The sequence below is a fragment of the Enterobacter sp. PL_is511 genome, assembly GCF_055816065.1.
On the sequence record NZ_JBVPGP010000023.1, the window covers coordinates 414,634 to 431,701 of the forward strand.

At 56.2% G+C, this 17,068-nt stretch carries 17 protein-coding genes; 13 read left to right on the plus strand and 4 right to left on the minus strand.

Annotation, left to right across the window (positions count from 1 at the left end):
• Positions 1–6 precede the first annotated feature (6 nt).
• The 3 genes from AC0TN7_RS14290 (at position 7) to AC0TN7_RS14300 (ending at position 2,758) form a co-directional block, all read left to right on the plus strand.
• Positions 7–1,434: a glycoside hydrolase family 1 protein gene (locus AC0TN7_RS14290; RefSeq protein WP_024909304.1), complete on the plus strand. Its 1,428-nt coding sequence runs from the start codon at positions 7–9 to the stop codon at positions 1,432–1,434.
• A 77-nt stretch (positions 1,435–1,511) separates the two neighbouring features.
• Positions 1,512–2,285: a GntR family transcriptional regulator gene (locus AC0TN7_RS14295; protein ID WP_024909303.1), complete on the plus strand. Its 774-nt coding sequence runs from the start codon at positions 1,512–1,514 to the stop codon at positions 2,283–2,285.
• Positions 2,282–2,758, plus strand: a complete 477-nt coding sequence (locus AC0TN7_RS14300) for a GNAT family N-acetyltransferase (RefSeq protein ID WP_024909302.1) — start codon at positions 2,282–2,284, stop codon at positions 2,756–2,758. The genes AC0TN7_RS14295 and AC0TN7_RS14300 overlap by 4 nt, the downstream gene beginning before the upstream one ends.
• On the opposite strand, the gene galR is transcribed toward AC0TN7_RS14300, so the two are convergent.
• Positions 2,719–3,735, minus strand: coding sequence for an HTH-type transcriptional regulator GalR (galR, locus tag AC0TN7_RS14305; protein ID WP_193940398.1), 1,017 nt, complete (start codon positions 3,733–3,735; stop codon positions 2,719–2,721). The genes AC0TN7_RS14300 and galR overlap by 40 nt on opposite strands.
• A gap of 425 nt (positions 3,736–4,160) precedes the next feature.
• Here galR and aas point away from each other — a divergent pair, with 425 nt between their 5' ends.
• Positions 4,161–6,320 (plus strand): bifunctional acyl-ACP--phospholipid O-acyltransferase/long-chain-fatty-acid--ACP ligase, encoded by a 2,160-nt coding sequence (aas, locus tag AC0TN7_RS14310; protein ID WP_267215569.1) that lies wholly within the window; start codon positions 4,161–4,163, stop codon positions 6,318–6,320.
• Entirely contained in the window at positions 6,313–7,506 is a 1,194-nt protein-coding gene (gene lplT / locus AC0TN7_RS14315) for a lysophospholipid transporter LplT (RefSeq protein WP_024909299.1), read from the plus strand. Before aas ends, lplT begins: the two co-directional genes overlap by 8 nt.
• 93 nt (positions 7,507–7,599) lie before the next feature.
• Here lplT and AC0TN7_RS14320 read toward each other — a convergent pair whose 3' ends face one another.
• The 3 genes from AC0TN7_RS14320 to mutH form a co-directional block, all read right to left on the minus strand.
• Positions 7,600–8,640 carry an NADP(H)-dependent aldo-keto reductase gene (locus AC0TN7_RS14320; protein ID WP_473702223.1) on the minus strand — a complete coding sequence of 347 codons (1,041 nt, stop codon included), beginning with the start codon at positions 8,638–8,640 and terminating at the stop codon, positions 7,600–7,602.
• A 131-nt stretch (positions 8,641–8,771) separates the two neighbouring features.
• Complete coding sequence (locus tag AC0TN7_RS14325; RefSeq protein WP_008499668.1) at positions 8,772–8,990, minus strand: YgdI/YgdR family lipoprotein; 219 nt, start codon at positions 8,988–8,990, stop codon at positions 8,772–8,774.
• 127 nt (positions 8,991–9,117) lie between these two features.
• Positions 9,118–9,810, minus strand: coding sequence for a DNA mismatch repair endonuclease MutH (gene mutH / locus AC0TN7_RS14330; protein WP_473702224.1), 693 nt, complete (start codon positions 9,808–9,810; stop codon positions 9,118–9,120).
• Between the two features lie 683 nt (positions 9,811–10,493).
• On the opposite strand from mutH, the gene rppH reads away from it, so the two are divergent.
• The 8 genes from rppH (at position 10,494) to AC0TN7_RS14370 (ending at position 17,059) form a co-directional block, all read left to right on the plus strand.
• Complete coding sequence (rppH, locus tag AC0TN7_RS14335; RefSeq protein WP_013098553.1) at positions 10,494–11,024, plus strand: RNA pyrophosphohydrolase; 531 nt, start codon at positions 10,494–10,496, stop codon at positions 11,022–11,024.
• Between the two features lie 12 nt (positions 11,025–11,036).
• The gene (gene ptsP / locus AC0TN7_RS14340; RefSeq protein WP_024909296.1) at positions 11,037–13,283 is read left to right on the plus strand and encodes a phosphoenolpyruvate--protein phosphotransferase; all 2,247 of its coding nucleotides are present in this window, start codon (positions 11,037–11,039) and stop codon (positions 13,281–13,283) included.
• Between the two features lie 193 nt (positions 13,284–13,476).
• Positions 13,477–14,352, plus strand: coding sequence for a prolipoprotein diacylglyceryl transferase (lgt, locus tag AC0TN7_RS14345; protein ID WP_023309046.1), 876 nt, complete (start codon positions 13,477–13,479; stop codon positions 14,350–14,352).
• A gap of 6 nt (positions 14,353–14,358) precedes the next feature.
• On the plus strand, positions 14,359–15,153 hold the full coding sequence (thyA, locus tag AC0TN7_RS14350; RefSeq protein WP_014885081.1) for a thymidylate synthase: 795 nt from the start codon (positions 14,359–14,361) through the stop codon (positions 15,151–15,153).
• A gap of 184 nt (positions 15,154–15,337) precedes the next feature.
• Positions 15,338–15,799: a prepilin peptidase-dependent protein gene (locus tag AC0TN7_RS14355; RefSeq protein ID WP_267217335.1), complete on the plus strand. Its 462-nt coding sequence runs from the start codon at positions 15,338–15,340 to the stop codon at positions 15,797–15,799.
• Positions 15,793–16,353 carry a prepilin peptidase-dependent protein gene (locus tag AC0TN7_RS14360; RefSeq protein WP_290095210.1) on the plus strand — a complete coding sequence of 187 codons (561 nt, stop codon included), beginning with the start codon at positions 15,793–15,795 and terminating at the stop codon, positions 16,351–16,353. The genes AC0TN7_RS14355 and AC0TN7_RS14360 overlap by 7 nt, the downstream gene beginning before the upstream one ends.
• Positions 16,350–16,751 carry a DUF2509 family protein gene (locus tag AC0TN7_RS14365; RefSeq protein WP_157189679.1) on the plus strand — a complete coding sequence of 134 codons (402 nt, stop codon included), beginning with the start codon at positions 16,350–16,352 and terminating at the stop codon, positions 16,749–16,751. Before AC0TN7_RS14360 ends, AC0TN7_RS14365 begins: the two co-directional genes overlap by 4 nt.
• On the plus strand, positions 16,736–17,059 hold the full coding sequence (locus AC0TN7_RS14370) for a prepilin-type N-terminal cleavage/methylation domain-containing protein (protein WP_024909292.1): 324 nt from the start codon (positions 16,736–16,738) through the stop codon (positions 17,057–17,059). Before AC0TN7_RS14365 ends, AC0TN7_RS14370 begins: the two co-directional genes overlap by 16 nt.
• Positions 17,060–17,068 lie beyond the last annotated feature (9 nt).

Consider the following 17,068-nt stretch of genomic DNA (forward strand, 5'->3'; position numbering starts at 1 on the left):
GTGATGATGAGCATAAAAAAGATAACCCTGCCGCAGGATTTTATTCTCGGCGCAGCGGCGTCAGCCTGGCAAACCGAAGGCTGGAGCGGCAAAAAACCGGGCCAGGATTCGTGGATCGATCTCTGGTACAAAAACGATCGTCACGTCTGGCACAACGGCTATGGGCCGGCGGTGGCGACCGATTTTATCAACCGCTTCCGCGAAGATGTAGCCCTGATGAAGCAGGCGGGGCTGACGCACTACCGGACCTCGATAAACTGGTCACGGTTTTTGACCGACTATGAAAACGTGACGATAGATGAGGAGTACGCCGCGTATTACGCCGCCCTGTTCGATGAAATGCACCGCCAGGGTATTGAACCGATGATCTGCCTTGAGCATTACGAGCTTCCAGGCGTGCTGCTTGAAAAATACGGCGGCTGGGCGTCGAAGCATGTGGTTGAACTGTTTGTCCGCTACGCGGAAAAGGTGTTTGAACGCTTTCACGGCAGCGTCACCCGCTGGTTTACCTTCAATGAGCCGATTGTGGTGCAGACCCGCGTTTATCTGGATGCGCTGCGCTGGCCGTACGAGCAGAACACCGGCACCTGGATGCAGTGGAATCACCACAAGGTGCTGGCGACGGCGAAGGTTGTGAAGCTGTTTCGGGAGAAAGGGTATAAAGGCTCCGTAGGCTGTATTCTCAACCCGGAAGTGACCTATCCGCGCTCGCGTGCGCCGCACGACGTGCGGGCGGCGGAGATGTACGATCTCTTCTACAACCGTGTCTTTCTCGACCCGCTGGTGCACGGGCGCTATCCGCAGGCGCTCTTTACCCTGCTGGAGCAGCACCAGGTGGCGTGGGCCTATACGGATGACGAACTGGCGCTGATTGCCGACAACACCGTCGACGAATTAGGGATCAACCTCTACTACCCGCACCGGGTAAAAGCGCCTTCCCGCGCCTGGCATCCGGAGACCCCGTTCCACCCGGCATACTACTACGAGCCGTTTGAGCTCCCGGGGCGACGGATGAACAGATCCCGCGGCTGGGAGATTTATCCGCGCATTATCTACGACATGGCGATGCGGATTAAAAAGGAGTACCGCAATATCGACTGGTTCGTGGCGGAAAGCGGAATGGGCGTTGAAAACGAAGCGCAGTTCCGCAACCGTGACGGCGTTATCGAAGATACGTACCGGATCGATTTTATCAGCGAGCACCTCTACTACACGCTGCTGGCGCGCGAGGAGGGGGCGAACTGCCACGGCTATATGCTCTGGGCCTTTACCGACAACGTCTCGCCGATGAACGCCTTTAAAAATCGCTATGGTCTGATTGAGATTGATCTGGAGGATAACCGCGCCCGGCGCGCCAAAAAATCGGCATCCTGGTTCAGGCAGTTGCGGGATGAACGCGTCCTGACGCTCAGCGTTGACGATGAATGGAAGTAAGCGTTCTGATAAAATAGCGTACAAACTGGCCGGGAGGACGCCCGGCCTGCGCATTAACTGAAAAAACAGGTGAAAACGTGGATAAGGCTGTCATCCTGCCGGAAAAAAAACAGTACCAGGAAATTGGCGAGGATTTACGGGCGCAAATTATCCAGGGGCATTATCCCGTTGGGTCGCGCCTGCCGCCGGAGCGCAACATTGCCGAGACCTATGGCGTAAGCCGCACTATCGTGCGCGAGGCGCTGCTGATGCTGGAGCTACAGGGCACGGTGGATATCCGTCAGGGCTCGGGTGTTTACGTCATGCGCATCCCCGACGAACATGAAAATGAGGAAGAGCGTTTCCTTAACAGCGACGTGGGCCCGTTTGAGATTTTGCAGGCTCGCCAGCTGCTCGAAAGCAACATCGCAGCTTTTGCCGCCAAAATGGCGACGCGGGCGGATATCGATAATCTGCGCCGCATCATCGAGCAGGAGCAGCGCGCCATCGCCGCGGACGACAACAGCCAGGACAACAACAAGATGTTTCACCTGGTGCTGGCGGGCGCAACGCAAAATCAGATGCTGCTGGCAACAGTGGAAAGTATCTGGCACCACATGGACAGCAGCCCGCTGTGGCAGCAGTTTAACGTCCATATTGCCAGTCGTGCGTATCGCCTGAAGTGGCTCGGCGACCGGCAAACCATTCTTGCTGCCCTGCGCCGTCGCGACGTGATGGGGGCCTGGCAGGCCATGTTCCAGCATCTGGAAAATGTGAAAAAAAGTTTGCTGGAGCTGTCTGATGAAGATGCGCCGGATTTCGACGGTTATCTGTTTGAGTCAGTTCCTCTTTTTCAGGGGAAACTGATATGAAGATCCTCCCGCTGTACGCCGCGCCGCAGTTTGCGGAGCAGGTGATCGACTGGATCTGGCAGGCCTTCGGTGACGGCCTGCCGCGTGAATTTTTCCAGAGCGTTATCGATCACAGCCAGACGCCTGACGCGCTGCCGATGACGTTTATTGCCGTTGAGGATGAACGTCTTCTGGGCACCGTCGGATTATGGCGCTGCGATCTCATCACGCGTCAGGATCTTTATCCCTGGCTGGCGGCGTTGTACGTGGATGAGGCGGCGCGAGGAAAAGGACTCGCGGGGAAGCTTCAGGAGCATGTTATTGCGTATGCCGCGCAGGCCGGGTACACCGAGCTGCATCTGTGGTCTGCCTGCCGCGACTTTTACGAACGTTACGGCTGGCAGTATATCGGTGATGGGCTGGAATACCCCAACACGCGGGTTCACCTCTACCGTTATTCGCTTTGCGCTTCCGCAAGAGAGGCAACGGAGTGACGGCGAACCAGCGTCGGGCTAAACAGATGCGTAATTTCCGGCGGCTGGCGCTGTTCAGCCAGCGCTAACGCCAGCTCGGCGGCCTGCGTTGCCATGGTGATAATCGGGTAGCGCACGGTGGTCAGACGCGGGCGCACGTAGCGAGAGACCAGCACGTCATCGAAGCCTATCAGCGAAATTTCTGCCGGTACCTCAATCCCGTTGTCATTCAACACCCCCATTGCCCCTGCGGCCATCGAGTCGTTATAGCTGGCAACCGCCGTGAAATTCCGTCCGCGACCCAGCAGCTCGGTCATGGCCTGTTCACCGCCGCTTTCATCCGGTTCACCGTAGGCCACCAGGCGATCGTTACACGGCAGTCCGTTTTCGCGCAGGGCATCGTAGTAGCCCTGCAGGCGGTCTTCTGCATCAGAAATTGGGTGATTAGAACAGAGATAGCCAATCCGGGTGTGACCCTGCTGAATCAGATGGCGGGTCGCAAGCCACGCGCCGTAGCGGTCGTCGAGCGCCACGCAGCGTTTTTCAAATCCGGGAATTATGCGGTTGATGATGACCATCCCGGGGATCTGTTTCATCAGATGAATCAGTTCGGCATCCGGGATCATTTTGGCGTGAACCACCAGCGCCGCGCAGCGGTGGCGGATCAGCTGCTCGATGGCCTGGCGTTCTTTTTGTTCATTATGATAGCCATTGCCGATCAGCAAAAAATTGCCTGTCTGATAAGAAACCTGTTCAACGGCTTTCACCATCGCGCCGAAAAAGGGATCCGAGACATCTCCCACCACCAGACCAATGGTTTCTGTGGACTGCTGGGCGAGTGCGCGGGCATTGGCATTAGGATGATAATTCAGGGATTCCATGGCGGTTTGTACCGCCTGGCGCGATGCGTCACTGGCTTTCGGTGAGTCGTTAATCACGCGGGAGACGGTTGCCACCGACACTCCTGCCAGACGGGCCACATCCTTTATTGTCGCCATTCATTACCTTCTTTTTGGGGGTAAGCGTTTACACACCAATTAGTGTTGCGGAAAAGCGGCGCGCATTCAAGGGGAGCTGATTTCCGCTCTCCACAAACGTGACGCAGAACAACCCTGGCGGTGTAATCGTTACACGCGCAGTCATGTCTGAAGAATGTCAATCTGAACCTTTGGTTACACTTTGCCTCAGGCTGTTGCGATTGTCCGATGGCGAGGATGTTAATGAGATTGATACAGTTGAGATCCCAGAGGTATTGATTGGTGAGAATTCTTAGTACGGTTTCGTACTCATCTCTTGCACCAACCTGCGCGGATGCGCAGGTTTTTTTTCGCCTCCACTTTTGCTGTCGCTCCCGTATCACTTCTCGTGTAATCTGCCACCATTTACTATCAACCCTCCACACTGGCTGGCAAAGGGAGTTGAGATGCTATTTGGGTTCTTCCGTACACTGTTCCGTATTCTCTTTCGCATCCGCGTCACTGGCGATGCCCAGGCGCTTCGCGGCGAACGCGTTCTTATCACACCAAATCATGTTTCCTTTATAGACGGTATCCTGCTGGCGCTGTTTCTGCCCGTGCGCCCGGTATTTGCGGTCTATACCTCCATCAGCCAGCAGTGGTACATGCGCTGGCTCACGCCGCTGATTGATTTTGTGCCGCTCGACCCGACAAAGCCGATGATGATTAAGCATCTGGTGCGTCTGGTCGAGCAGGGTCGTCCGGTGGTCATTTTCCCGGAAGGGCGTATCTCCGTGACCGGTTCGCTGATGAAAATCTACGACGGTGCGGGGTTTGTGGCGGCGAAGTCAAAAGCGACCGTGGTGCCGCTGCGAATTGAAGGCGCAGAGCTGACCCATTTCAGCCGTCTGAAGGGACTGGTGAAGCAGCGTCTGTTCCCCAAAATCACGCTGCATATTCTGCCGCCAACGTCGTTACCGATGCCCGACGCGCCGCGTGCCCGCGATCGCCGTAAAATCGCCGGGGAAATGCTGCACCAGATTATGATGGAAGCGCGCATGGCCGTGCGTCCGCGCGAAACGCTGTACGAATCTCTGCTTTCCGCGCAGCACCGCTATGGCGCGAAGAAAAACTGCATCGAAGACATCAACTTTACCCCGGATACCTATCGCAAACTGCTGACCAAGACCCTGTTTGTGGGCCGCATTCTTGAGAAGTACAGCAAAAAGGGCGAAAAGATTGGCCTGATGCTGCCTAACGCGGGCATCAGCGCGGCGGTGATTTTTGGTGCGGTTTCCCGGGGGCGCATCCCGGCGATGATGAACTACACGGCGGGCGTGAAAGGGCTGACCAGCGCCATCACCGCTGCCCAGATTAATACCGTCTTTACCTCTCGTCAGTTCCTGGACAAAGGCAAGCTCTGGCATCTTCCCGAGCAGCTCACCCAGGTACGCTGGGTCTTCCTGGAGGATCTGAAAGCCGACGTGACCACCGGCGACAAGCTGTGGATTTTTGCTCACCTGCTGGTGCCGCGTCTGGCGCAGGTCAAACAGCAGCCGGAAGATGACGCCATTATCCTCTTCACGTCGGGATCGGAGGGCAACCCGAAAGGCGTCGTCCACAGCCACAAGAGCATTCTGGCGAACGTTGAGCAGATCAAAAGCATTGCTGACTTTACCGCGGATGACCGTTTTATGTCGGCGCTGCCGCTGTTCCACTCCTTTGGCCTGACGGTGGGGCTGTTTACGCCGCTGCTGACCGGCGCAGAAGTGTTCCTCTATCCAAGCCCGCTGCATTACCGGATTGTGCCGGAGCTGGTGTATGACCGTAACTGCACCGTCCTGTTCGGCACCTCAACCTTCCTCGGCAACTATGCGCGTTTCGCCAATCCGTATGACTTCTATCGCGTGCGGTATGTGGTGGCCGGTGCGGAAAAACTGCAGGAGAGCACGCGTCAGATCTGGCAGGACAAGTTTGGCCTGCGCATTCTCGAAGGGTATGGCGTGACCGAGTGCGCGCCCGTGGTCTCGATTAACGTGCCGATGGCGGCGAAACCGGGTACGGTTGGCCGAATTCTGCCGGGGATGGACGCGCGTCTGCTGGCTGTGCCGGGCATTGAGGACGGTGGCCGTCTGCAGCTCAAAGGGCCAAACGTGATGAACGGGTATCTGCGCGTGGAAAACCCGGGCGTGCTGGAGGTCCCGACGGCGGAAAACGTCAACGGCGAGGTTGAAACCGGCTGGTACGACACCGGGGATATCGTCCGTTTTGATGAACAGGGCTTTGTACAGATTCAAGGACGCGCGAAACGCTTTGCCAAAATCGCCGGTGAAATGGTCTCTCTGGAAATGGTTGAGCAGCTGGCGACGGCCGTGTCCACGGATAAGATGCATGCGACGGTGGTGAAGAGCGATGCCAGCAAAGGTGAGGCGCTGGTGCTGTTTACGACCGACGGTGAGCTGAAGCGCGACAGGTTACTGAGCTATGCGCGTGAACACGGTATTCCTGAACTGGCCGTGCCGCGCGATATTCGCTACCTGAAACAGCTCCCTGTGCTGGGTAGCGGGAAGCCCGATTTCGTGACCCTGAAAGGCATGGTTGAAGAGGCGGAACAGCAAAATGCGTGAGTCAGTACACACTAACACATCGCTCAGATCGAAAGGCATGATGGCCGTCATCGCCGCACAGTTTCTCTCTGCGTTCGGTGATAACGCGCTGCTGTTTGCCACGCTGGCGCTGCTGAAAGCCGAGTTTTACCCCGACTGGAGTCAGCCGATCCTGCAGATGGTGTTTGTGGGCGCTTACATTATCTTTGCTCCGTTCGTCGGGCAGGTGGCGGACAGCTTCCCGAAAGGTCGGGTGATGATGTTTGCCAATGGCCTCAAGCTGCTGGGTGCGGCCAGCATTTGTTTTGGCTTTAATCCGTTTATTGGCTATACGCTGGTGGGCATTGGCGCCGCCGCCTACTCCCCGGCGAAGTATGGCATTCTCGGCGAGCTGACCACCGGAGATAAGCTGGTGAAAGCCAATGGTCTGATGGAGTCGTCAACCATTGCCGCTATCCTGCTCGGATCCGTTGCGGGCGGCGTGCTGGCCGACTGGCATGTCCTGGCGGCACTGGGCGTATGCGCGGCGGTGTATGGCGGGGCGGTCGTGGCGAACCTGTTTATTCCTAAGCTGCCGGTGGCTCGCCCGGGACAATCCTGGCGCTTTAAACCGATGACCGGCAGCTTCTTTACCGCCTGCCGCGTGCTGTGGCGTAACGGTGAAACGCGTTTTTCCCTGATGGGGACCAGTATGTTCTGGGGTGCGGGCGTCACGCTGCGCTTCCTGCTGGTCCTGTGGGTGCCGGTGGCGCTGGGGATTACTGACAACGCGACGCCGACCTATCTGAATGCGATGGTGGCCATCGGCATTGTGGTGGGGGCAGGCGCGGCGGCGAAGCTGGTAACGCTCGAGACGGTAGCACGCTGCATGCCCGCAGGGATCCTGATTGGCGTCGTGGTGCTGATCTTCTCGCTGCAGCATGCGTTATTGCCCGCGTATGTCCTCCTCATCCTGATTGGTATTCTGGGCGGTTTCTTCGTGGTGCCGCTGAACGCGTTACTGCAGGAGCGGGGCAAACAGACCGTCGGGGCAGGCAATGCCATCGCGGTACAAAACCTGGGGGAAAACCTGGCGATGCTGCTAATGCTGGGGCTCTACTCGCTGGCGGTAAAAGTGGGTGTGCCGGTGGTGGGGATTGGCGTCGGGTTTGGCGGGCTGTTTGCGCTGGCGATTGCGGGTTTGTGGATCTGGCAACGTCGCCGCTGATAAGTGCGGCCTGATGCCCTCACCCCGGCCCTCTCCCACAGGGAGAGGGAGCAAACCCTAAAAACGGCAACGTGCGTTGCCGTTTTGCTTTTATTACGGTGCGGGATACGTATAAACCTGATGCACCGCTTCAATCTCCGCTAACACCTCTTCACTCAGGTTCAGATTGAAACTCGCAATATTGGTTTTCAACTGCTCCATCGTGGTCGCGCCCAGCAGGGTGCTGGCAACAAACGGCTGACGACGCACGAAGGCCAGCGCCATCTGCGCAGGGTCAAGACCGTGACGCTTCGCGATATCCACATAGGCGGCAACGGCTTTCTGCGTCTGCTCGCCGCTGTAACGGGTAAAGCGGCTAAAGAGGGTGTTACGCGCCCCGGCCGGTTTCGCACCGTTCAGGTATTTCCCCGTCAGCGTGCCGAAGCCGAGACAGGAGTAGGCGAGCAGTTCCACTTCTTCATACTGCGTCACTTCGGCCAGACCCACTTCATAGCTGCGGTTAAGCAGGCTGTACGGGTTCTGAATAGTCACGATACGCGGCAGATCGTGTTTATCCGCCAGGTGCAGATAGCGCATGACCCCAAAGGCCGTTTCGTTAGAGACGCCAATATAGCGGATTTTTCCCGCGCGCTGGCATTCGGTCAGCGCTTCCAGCGTTTCCAGCAGCGTCACGGCGGGGGCGCTCTCATTCCAGGTGTAGCCGAGCTTACCAAAGCAGTTGGTTGGGCGCTGAGGCCAGTGCACCTGATACAGATCGAGATAGTCGGTTTGCAGGCGCTTGAGGCTGGCTTCCAGTGCGGCGCGGATATTCTTGCGATCGAGGATCTGGTTCGGGCGGATCCCGGTATCGTTGTTGCGCGCGGGGCCGCTGACTTTGGAGGCAATCACCAGCTTTTCACGGTTGCCGTGTTTTGCCAGCCAGTTACCGACGTAGGTTTCGGTCAGTCCCTGCGTTTCCGGACGTGGCGGAACAGGGTACATCTCCGCGACATCAATCAGGTTAATCCCCTGGCTGACGGCGTAATCGAGTTGTGCATGGGCATCGGCTTCGCTGTTTTGTTCACCAAATGTCATCGTGCCCAACCCCAGTTTGCTTATTTCCAGAGCGCTGTGGGGGATACGGTGATAATGCATAGCCGGCTTCCTCAGTAGACTTATAGACCGCGTCAGGGCGTGCCCGACAAAGGAATATAAACATGGCAGAGGGGAAGCAAAAGGGGAAGAAAAAAATCAAAAAGGTCAGCAAGCGACTGACCTCTCTCTGTTTATCGCTCGATAATTTGCGATACTTCGTCGCGATTGATCTGCATTTTATTGCCTTCCTGATCGCGGTAGCTGACCAGACCGGTATCATCGTCAACTTCGGGTTTGCCGTCGGTCAGGATCATTCGACCGTCTTTTGTCGCCATGACGTAATCGCTGCTACAGCCCGATACGGCAAACGCTAAACCGACTGCTGAAACTAACACTGCCCATTTTTTCATCGTTATCGTCCTCATCTGGCGCGTATCAAATCATAATCTAGTATTAACCGATATGGCGACTTGAGGAAGCAGTAAAATCTTAAAAAGCAGTCGATTATGTTTGAGAGCTCGCAAAATAAGTAAAAAACTATGTTTTTAACAGGAAATGACGTGCCAGGAGCGCGCCGGTGAAATTCTTTTTGAGATAAAAACCGCGCGGCAACGTCAGTATCGGCTCACCCTGTGCGCCGATGGCCTCGGTAAGCGCTTTACTGTTGGCCGCTTTCGGACGCAGTTGTAACACTTCTCCGTGTCGGGCGGTGATGCGCTCTACCTGCCCAAGAACGATCATGTCCATCAGCTCCTCCCAGTCCAGCCGAAGCTGATGCTCTTCATCCTCGTTCGGGCTCCAGAGCAGCGGCGCGCCAACGCGACGGTCAGCCAGGGGGATCTGTCGCTCGCCTTCAACCGGTACCCACAACACGCGCTTCAGCTTGTGGCGAACGTGGCTGGTTTCCCACGTCACGCCGGTGTTGCCGGTTAATGGCGCAACGCAGACGAAGGTAGTCTCAAGGGGCTTGCCCTGGCGGTCTACAGGGATAGTTTTTAACTCCACGCCAAGTGCTGCAAAATCCTGCTCGGGTTTGCTCCCTGCGCTCGCACCCAGCCACAGCTCAAGCAGCATGCCGATCCAGCCTTTATCCCGCTTAAGATCCTTCGGGATCGGAAGCCCTGCCATTGCCGCCAGCTCGCCAAGCGAAAAGCCCGCAAGACGCTGTGCCTGCTGGAGCAACTGGCCCTCGCTGGACGGCGGTGAGAGCAAGGGTGTAAGCGGATGCATGACGGTAACCTTTTGATTAAAAAATAAACGAAGAAATTGTCCCCTGTGGATAGAGTTTAACTATTTCTGTACCAATATTCCATGTGTATGATTTATAGGTTTTTTTATGGGTTTGAAATCGTTTCACCCGAGTCAGAAAACCGGTTGTTCAAATCTGGTCACTGACAATGAACAGGATCTTACACCATGTTATCCACAGAAAAATGGGATAACTGGGCATAACCCTGACTACTGTTTCAATTTACAGCCTTGACGTGCGATGAAAATCGAATTTTCAAACAAATTGTGACTAACTTATTGGCACAATCTGTGGATAAAACCGACGCTGTTCGATCTTTCATCAGCACGACGATCCCTGATGTGACGATCGTCACGCTATTCTGTTTTGTGTTCATGGAAATACATTTAACTATATGAAAATAATTGCATTATTGAATTCAGGTGAAAGAGGGGATATGGCAGCGTTTAAGGTTGTTCATCGGTAATCAGACACTTCTTCACAACTATATCCACAGAAAAGGTGAATAAAATTCCCTTCACTGCCACTCATCTGTTTATAACTCAGCACTTATTTGTGAGTTATTCAAATGTTATTAGGTTGCAGCCCTGTAAGAGAGTGGTTTACCGCCTCCCTGTAGTGTGAAACAATCATTCATATATAAGGTTTAGTTTGGGGTAGTCCGGTGATTGATGACGATGGCTACCGCCCGAACGTAGGAATAGTAATTTGTAATCGTCAGGGCCAGGTGATGTGGGCCCGGCGATATGGTCAGCACTCCTGGCAGTTCCCGCAAGGCGGGATCAATCCGGGAGAGTCCCCAGAACAAGCGATGTACCGGGAGCTTTTTGAAGAGGTCGGTTTAAGCCGAAAAGATGTTCGCATCCTGGCTTCGACCCGCAACTGGTTGCGTTACAAGTTACCGAAACGTTTGGTGCGTTGGGACACAAAGCCGGTTTGTATCGGCCAGAAACAAAAGTGGTTTCTGTTGCAGTTGGTGGGCAACGATTCAGACATCAATATGCAAACCAGCAGTACGCCGGAGTTCGATGGCTGGCGCTGGGTGAGCTATTGGTATCCTGTTCGTCAGGTCGTGTCATTTAAACGCGATGTTTACCGTAGGGTGATGAAAGAGTTTGCAAGTGTGGTAATGCAGCTTCAGGAGATCCCGCCTAAGCCGCAGAGCGCACCTGCCTGGCGACGTAAAAGAGGTTAAGCTACGCAAATCATGCTCACCCGCTTGCGAGAAATAGTCGAGAAGGTGGCCAGCGCGCCGCGTCTGAACGAGGCGCTGAATATTCTGGTCACCGACATCTGTCTTGCGATGGAAACCGAGGTCTGTTCGGTGTATCTGGCCGACCACGATCGGCGCTGCTATTACCTGATGGCAACCCGTGGTTTGAAAAAACCACGTGGACGCACCGTAACGCTCGCATTTGATGAAGGTATCGTGGGTCTGGTCGGGCGGCTGGCTGAACCCATCAACCTTGCTGACGCACAAAAACACCCCAGCTTTAAGTACATCCCTTCCGTAAAAGAAGAGCGCTTCCGCGCTTTCCTTGGCGTGCCGATTATCCAGCGTCGCCAGCTGCTCGGCGTGCTGGTCGTCCAGCAGCGTGAGCTACGTCAGTACGACGAAAGCGAGGAGTCTTTCCTCGTCACGCTGGCCACGCAGATGGCTGCGATCCTCTCCCAGTCCCAGCTTGCCGCGCTTTTTGGTCAGTATCGCCATACGCGCATTCGTGCCCTTCCGGCATCGCCAGGCGTGGCGATAGCTGAAGGCTGGATGGACGCTACGCTGCCGCTGATGGAGCAGGTTTACGAAGCCTCAACGCTTGATGAAGCGCTGGAGCGCGAGCGTCTCACCGCTGCGCTGGAAGAGGCGGCGAATGAGTTTCGTCGTTACAGCAAGCGCTTCGCCGCAGGCGCGCAAAAAGAGACGGCGGCGATCTTTGACCTCTATTCGCACCTGCTCTCCGATGCGCGTCTGCGTCGTGAGCTTTTTGCGGAAGTGGATAAAGGCTCGGTCGCGGAGTGGGCGGTTAAGAAGGTTATCGAAAAATTTGCCGACCAGTTTGCGGCACTGACCGACGGTTACCTGAAAGAGCGGGCAGGCGATCTGCGCGCGCTGGGGCAGCGCCTGCTTTTCCATCTTGATGACACCATTCAGGGCCCAAATGCCTGGCCAAAACGGTTTGTTCTGGTTGCCGACGAACTTTCGGCAACGACGCTGGCTGAACTGCCCCAGGACAGGCTGGCCGGTGTGGTGGTGCGTGATGGTGCCGCCAACTCACACGCCGCCATTATGGTGCGCGCGCTGGGTATCCCTACCGTTATGGGGGCGGACATTCAGCCGTCGGTACTGCACCGACGTACGCTGGTGGTCGACGGCTATCGCGGTGAGCTGCTGGTCGATCCTGAGCCGGTTCTGCTCCAGGAGTACCAGCGTCTTATCAGCGAAGAGAATGAATTAAGCAAGCTGGCTGAAGATGACGTTAACCTGCCCGCACAGCTGAAGAGCGGTGAGCGGATCAAAGTCATGCTCAACGCCGGTTTAAGCCCTGAACATGAAGAAAAGCTTGGCAGCCGCATCGACGGTATTGGCCTATACCGTACTGAAATCCCGTTCATGCTGCAGAGTGGTTTCCCCTCCGAAGAGGAGCAGGTGGCACAGTATCAGGGGATGCTGCAGATGTTTAACGACAAACCTGTCACCCTGCGTACCCTGGATGTCGGGGCGGATAAACAGCTGCCCTATATGCCGATCAGCGAAGAAAACCCGTGCCTGGGCTGGCGTGGGATCCGCATTACGCTCGATCAGCCGGAGATCTTCCTGATCCAGGTACGTGCGATGCTGCGCGCCAACGCGGCGACGGGCAATCTCAGCATCCTGCTGCCGATGGTCACCAGCATCGATGAGATCGACGAGTCCCGGCGGCTGATCGAACGTGCTGGCCGCGAAGTGGAAGAGATGATCGGCTATGCGATCCCGAAACCGCGGATTGGTGTGATGCTTGAAGTGCCGTCTATGGTCTTTATGCTGCCGCAGCTGGCAAACCGTGTTGATTTTATCTCTGTCGGCACGAACGACCTGACGCAATATATCCTGGCCGTCGACCGTAACAATACTCGCGTCGCCAGTATCTACGACAGCCTGCATCCGGCGATTATTCGCGCGTTAGCGATGATCGCCCGTGAAGCGGAGCAGTACGGTATTGATTTACGCCTGTGCGGTGAAATGGCCGGGGATTCAATGTGTGTTGCGATCCTGATTGGTCTGGGATTCCGCCATCTGTCGATGAACGGTCGCGCCGTCGCCCGCGTGAAATACCTGCTGCGCCATATCGACATCAATGATGCCCGCGAGCTGGCTGAACGCAGCCTTGAGGCGCAGCTGGCAACGGAAGTCCGCCACCAGGTCGCGGCGTTTATGGAACGACGCGGTATGGGCGGTCTGATCCGCGGCGGCCGCTAATCGTTTTTCGCCCTCTCCCTGTGGGTGAGGGCGCCAGCGCGCATAAAACCCTATACACATCTTTTACATCTCTGGCGCATCCTCCGCGCCCGCCTTGTGCTATGATTCGCAACTTTGGAGCCTCTGCTTACAGCAGAATCGCATTTCTACCGCTGTCCACTTTCAGCGGAATAACAACATCTTGTGGTGACAGATGAACAGTGGTTATCTGCATTTTCCGGAATTTGATCCGGTCATTTTCTCAGTAGGACCTGTTTCGCTTCACTGGTACGGTCTGATGTACCTGGTGGGCTTCATTTTTGCCATGTGGCTCGCTGGCCGTCGCGCCAGCCGTCCGGGCAGCGGCTGGACCAAAAACGAAGTTGAAAACCTGCTGTATGCGGGCTTCCTCGGCGTGTTCCTCGGTGGCCGTATCGGGTATGTGCTGTTCTATAACTTCCCGGTATTCCTGAACGATCCGCTCTATCTGTTCCGCGTCTGGGACGGAGGCATGTCCTTCCACGGCGGCCTGATTGGGGTGATCCTGGTGATGGTGATTTTTGCCAAACGCACCAAACGCAACTTCTTCCAGGTTTCAGATTTTATCGCACCGCTGATCCCGTTTGGTCTCGGCGCTGGTCGTCTGGGCAACTTTATCAACGGTGAACTGTGGGGCCGCGTCGACCCGAGCGTGCCGTACACGATGCTCTTCCCGGGCTCCCGCGCAGAAGACATCGCGCTGCTGCCATCGCATCCGGAGTGGCAGTCCATTTTCGATACCTACGGCGTTCTGCCGCGCCATATGTCTCAGCTGTATGAGCTGGCGCTGGAAGGCGTGGTGCTGTTTATCATCCTCAACCTGTTTATTCGCAAGCCGCGCCCGATGGGGGCTGTTTCCGGGCTGTTCCTGATTGGCTATGGCGCGTTCCGCATCATCGTCGAATTCTTCCGCCAGCCTGACGCACAGTTTACCGGCGAGTGGGTACAGTACATCAGCATGGGGCAGATCCTCTCCATTCCGATGATTGTCGCGGGTGCCATTATGATGATTTGGGCGTATCGTCGTCGTCCACAGCAACAAATTTCCTGAGGAACCATGAAACAGTATCTTGAATTGATGAAAAAAGTGCTCGATGAGGGCACGCCGAAAAACGACCGCACCGGTACCGGTACGCTCTCCATTTTTGGCCACCAGATGCGCTTCAATCTGCAAGAAGGCTTCCCGCTGGTGACGACAAAGCGCTGCCACCTGCGCTCGATCATTCATGAACTGCTCTGGTTCCTGCAAGGTGATACCAACGTTGCGTATCTGCACGAAAATAACGTCTCAATCTGGGACGAGTGGGCAGATGAAAACGGCAACCTGGGCCCGGTTTACGGTAAGCAGTGGCGCGCATGGCCAACGCCTGATGGCCGCCATATTGACCAGATCACCACCGTGATGAACCAGCTGAAAAACGATCCGGACTCGCGCCGAATCATTGTTTCCGCCTGGAACGTCGGCGAGCTGGATAAAATGGCGCTGGCACCGTGCCACGCGTTCTTCCAGTTCTATGTGGCGGATGGAAAGCTTTCCTGCCAGCTCTACCAGCGCTCCTGTGACGTGTTCCTCGGCCTGCCGTTTAACATTGCCAGCTATGCGCTGTTAGTTCACATGATGGCGCAGCAGTGCGACCTGGAAGTGGGTGATTTTGTCTGGACCGGTGGGGATACCCATCTTTACAGCAACCATATGGAACAGACGCATCTCCAGCTGACCCGCGAACCGCGTGCGCTGCCGAAGCTGATTATCAAACGCAAACCGGCATCAATCTTCGACTACCGCTTTGATGATTTCGAGATTGAGGGCTACGACCCACATCCGGGCATCAAAGCGCCCGTCGCTATCTGATGCGATAAAGCGTGACACAACCGGTGCTGTTTAGCGCCGGTTTTTTTTCGCCTTTATTCCGTTTCCCGAGGCGCTATCCAGAAAGCGTGCAACGCGCTGCAACTCTCCCAATTCTCCGGACAACACCTCGTAAAACGAGGATCCGTCTCTCGTCATCTTCACGGCGCTTCGCCACACTCCCGGTATGAAAAAAGAGAACGGTTTTACGTTTATCGAAACGCTTGTCGCCGTTTCGCTTGTCGTTATCCTCAGCGCCTCAGGTCTGTACGGCTGGGACAGCTGGCAACGACAGCAGCGGCTGTGGCAAACCGCCAGTCAGGTGCGAGATTACCTGCTGTTTCTGCGCAACCATGCCAACCGGCACAACAGCGACCATCTTATTACCCTTCAGCGGGTGGGAGGTGGGGACTGTCTGGTGAGCTCTGCCGTGCAGGGCTGTAAGAAGGAGAGTCCCTTTGTGCTGATTCCGCCCTGGCCTGAGGTCGAGGTCAGTGAGGTCACGCCGTCGCTGGGGTTTTATGGATTAAGGGATACAGCGTGGGCAGGGCGGATACGCGTTCAAAGCCGTGCCGGAGCATGGCTGATTATTGTCTCAAATGGAGGACGCATCAGGATGTGTCAGGTCTCTGAGGGAGGTTCATGTTGATGAGGCAGCGCGGTTTCTCACTGACTGAAGTGCTGATTGCCACGGCGATGAGCAGCCTTTTGCTGATAAGCGCGTCGCGTTTTTTACCCGGCTTGCAGCGGGCAGTCTTACTGCAATCCGGCCAGAGAGAGCTGGAGGAAGAGGTCTGGCAACACCTGTTTGCCCTGGGCAAACAGCTTCAGCGTGCGGGGTACTGTGCGGGAAACTGTCAGGGACAGGCGCTGGTGACCGCGAGGCTTGGAGGCTGCGTCATTGTACGCTGGGATGCCAACAGTAACGGCAACTGGGATAGCAGCGCATCAGAAAATGACAGCACCGGTTTTCGTCTGGAATCCGGCGCGCTGGAAACCCAGCGTGGGGCGACGTCGTGTGAAGGAAAAGGATGGGAAAAGCTCACGGACCCGGACAGGCTGGTAATCACGCGCTTTGTGGTGAGCAAAGTTGAACATGCCGGTTTTGCGCCAGAGCTAAATATCGAACTGGCCGCGATGCGTAAAGGCGGGCAGGGGGAGCCCTGGCAGGCGTTGTATACGGTCACGGGGTACAACCTGTGAATCGTCAACGCGGAATGTCTTCACTGGCCCTGGTTCTGCTTTTACTGGTGCTCGGTACCCTGATCCTGTCGGGTCTCAATCAGCAGCTGACAACATTTAGCGCGCTCGTTGGCGGCGAGAGCCGCTCGCTTCAGCAGCAGGCGACGGTACAGTCCGCGCTTGAGTGGGGACGGGTTCAGGGCTGGTCATCAGAGCTGCAGGTTCAGTGCAAAAAGACATCGGCGTGGCGAGTCTGTTTGCGCCAGCTGAGTGAGGCGCGTGTGCTGCTGATTGCCGGAGACAGTGACCTGCTGCTCTGGCGCGCAGGAGAGATTGTCGACGGGAAAATTCGCTTTTCGCCTCACGGCTGGAGTGATTTTTGTCCACTAAAGGAGAGCGCGTTATGTCAGCTGCCGTGAGCCGAGAAAAAGGGTTTAGCATGGTGGAGGTCCTGCTGGCGATGATGCTGCTGGTGATCGTCGTGACGGCTCTGTCGGGTTATCACCGGGCGCTGGCGGCGCGGTTTAGCGTGTTTAACCAGTATCGCCAGCTCTGGCACCATGCCTGGAATCAGTCTCAGCTCTCAACAAATGTTCTCCCCGCAGGCTGGCAGGCCAGTCGGGGGCAGACAACGCTCGCAGGATGTGTCAGCATCACGGTTACACTAATTTCTCCTCTGGGGCGGCGCGGTGAGATAACGCGTCTGCATTGCCCGGTTAGCCAGTAGTCGGGAGCG

What these genes read in the sequence shown, in the direction of transcription:
- AC0TN7_RS14290 (WP_024909304.1), top strand. Translation starts at nt 7, where the DNA reads ATGAGCATAAAAAAGATAACCCTGCCGCAGGATTTTATTCTCGGCGCA.
- AC0TN7_RS14300 (WP_024909302.1), top strand. Translation starts at nt 2,282, where the DNA reads ATGAAGATCCTCCCGCTGTACGCCGCGCCGCAGTTTGCGGAGCAGGTG.
- galR (WP_193940398.1), bottom strand. Translation starts at nt 3,735, where the DNA reads ATGGCGACAATAAAGGATGTGGCCCGTCTGGCAGGAGTGTCGGTGGCA.
- aas (WP_267215569.1), top strand. Translation starts at nt 4,161, where the DNA reads ATGCTATTTGGGTTCTTCCGTACACTGTTCCGTATTCTCTTTCGCATC.
- lplT (WP_024909299.1), top strand. Translation starts at nt 6,313, where the DNA reads ATGCGTGAGTCAGTACACACTAACACATCGCTCAGATCGAAAGGCATG.
- AC0TN7_RS14320 (WP_473702223.1), bottom strand. Translation starts at nt 8,640, where the DNA reads ATGCATTATCACCGTATCCCCCACAGCGCTCTGGAAATAAGCAAACTG.
- AC0TN7_RS14325 (WP_008499668.1), bottom strand. Translation starts at nt 8,990, where the DNA reads ATGAAAAAATGGGCAGTGTTAGTTTCAGCAGTCGGTTTAGCGTTTGCC.
- mutH (WP_473702224.1), bottom strand. Translation starts at nt 9,810, where the DNA reads ATGCATCCGCTTACACCCTTGCTCTCACCGCCGTCCAGCGAGGGCCAG.
- ptsP (WP_024909296.1), top strand. Translation starts at nt 11,037, where the DNA reads ATGCTCACCCGCTTGCGAGAAATAGTCGAGAAGGTGGCCAGCGCGCCG.
- lgt (WP_023309046.1), top strand. Translation starts at nt 13,477, where the DNA reads ATGAACAGTGGTTATCTGCATTTTCCGGAATTTGATCCGGTCATTTTC.
- thyA (WP_014885081.1), top strand. Translation starts at nt 14,359, where the DNA reads ATGAAACAGTATCTTGAATTGATGAAAAAAGTGCTCGATGAGGGCACG.
- AC0TN7_RS14355 (WP_267217335.1), top strand. Translation starts at nt 15,338, where the DNA reads ATGAAAAAAGAGAACGGTTTTACGTTTATCGAAACGCTTGTCGCCGTT.
- AC0TN7_RS14360 (WP_290095210.1), top strand. Translation starts at nt 15,793, where the DNA reads ATGTTGATGAGGCAGCGCGGTTTCTCACTGACTGAAGTGCTGATTGCC.
- AC0TN7_RS14370 (WP_024909292.1), top strand. Translation starts at nt 16,736, where the DNA reads ATGTCAGCTGCCGTGAGCCGAGAAAAAGGGTTTAGCATGGTGGAGGTC.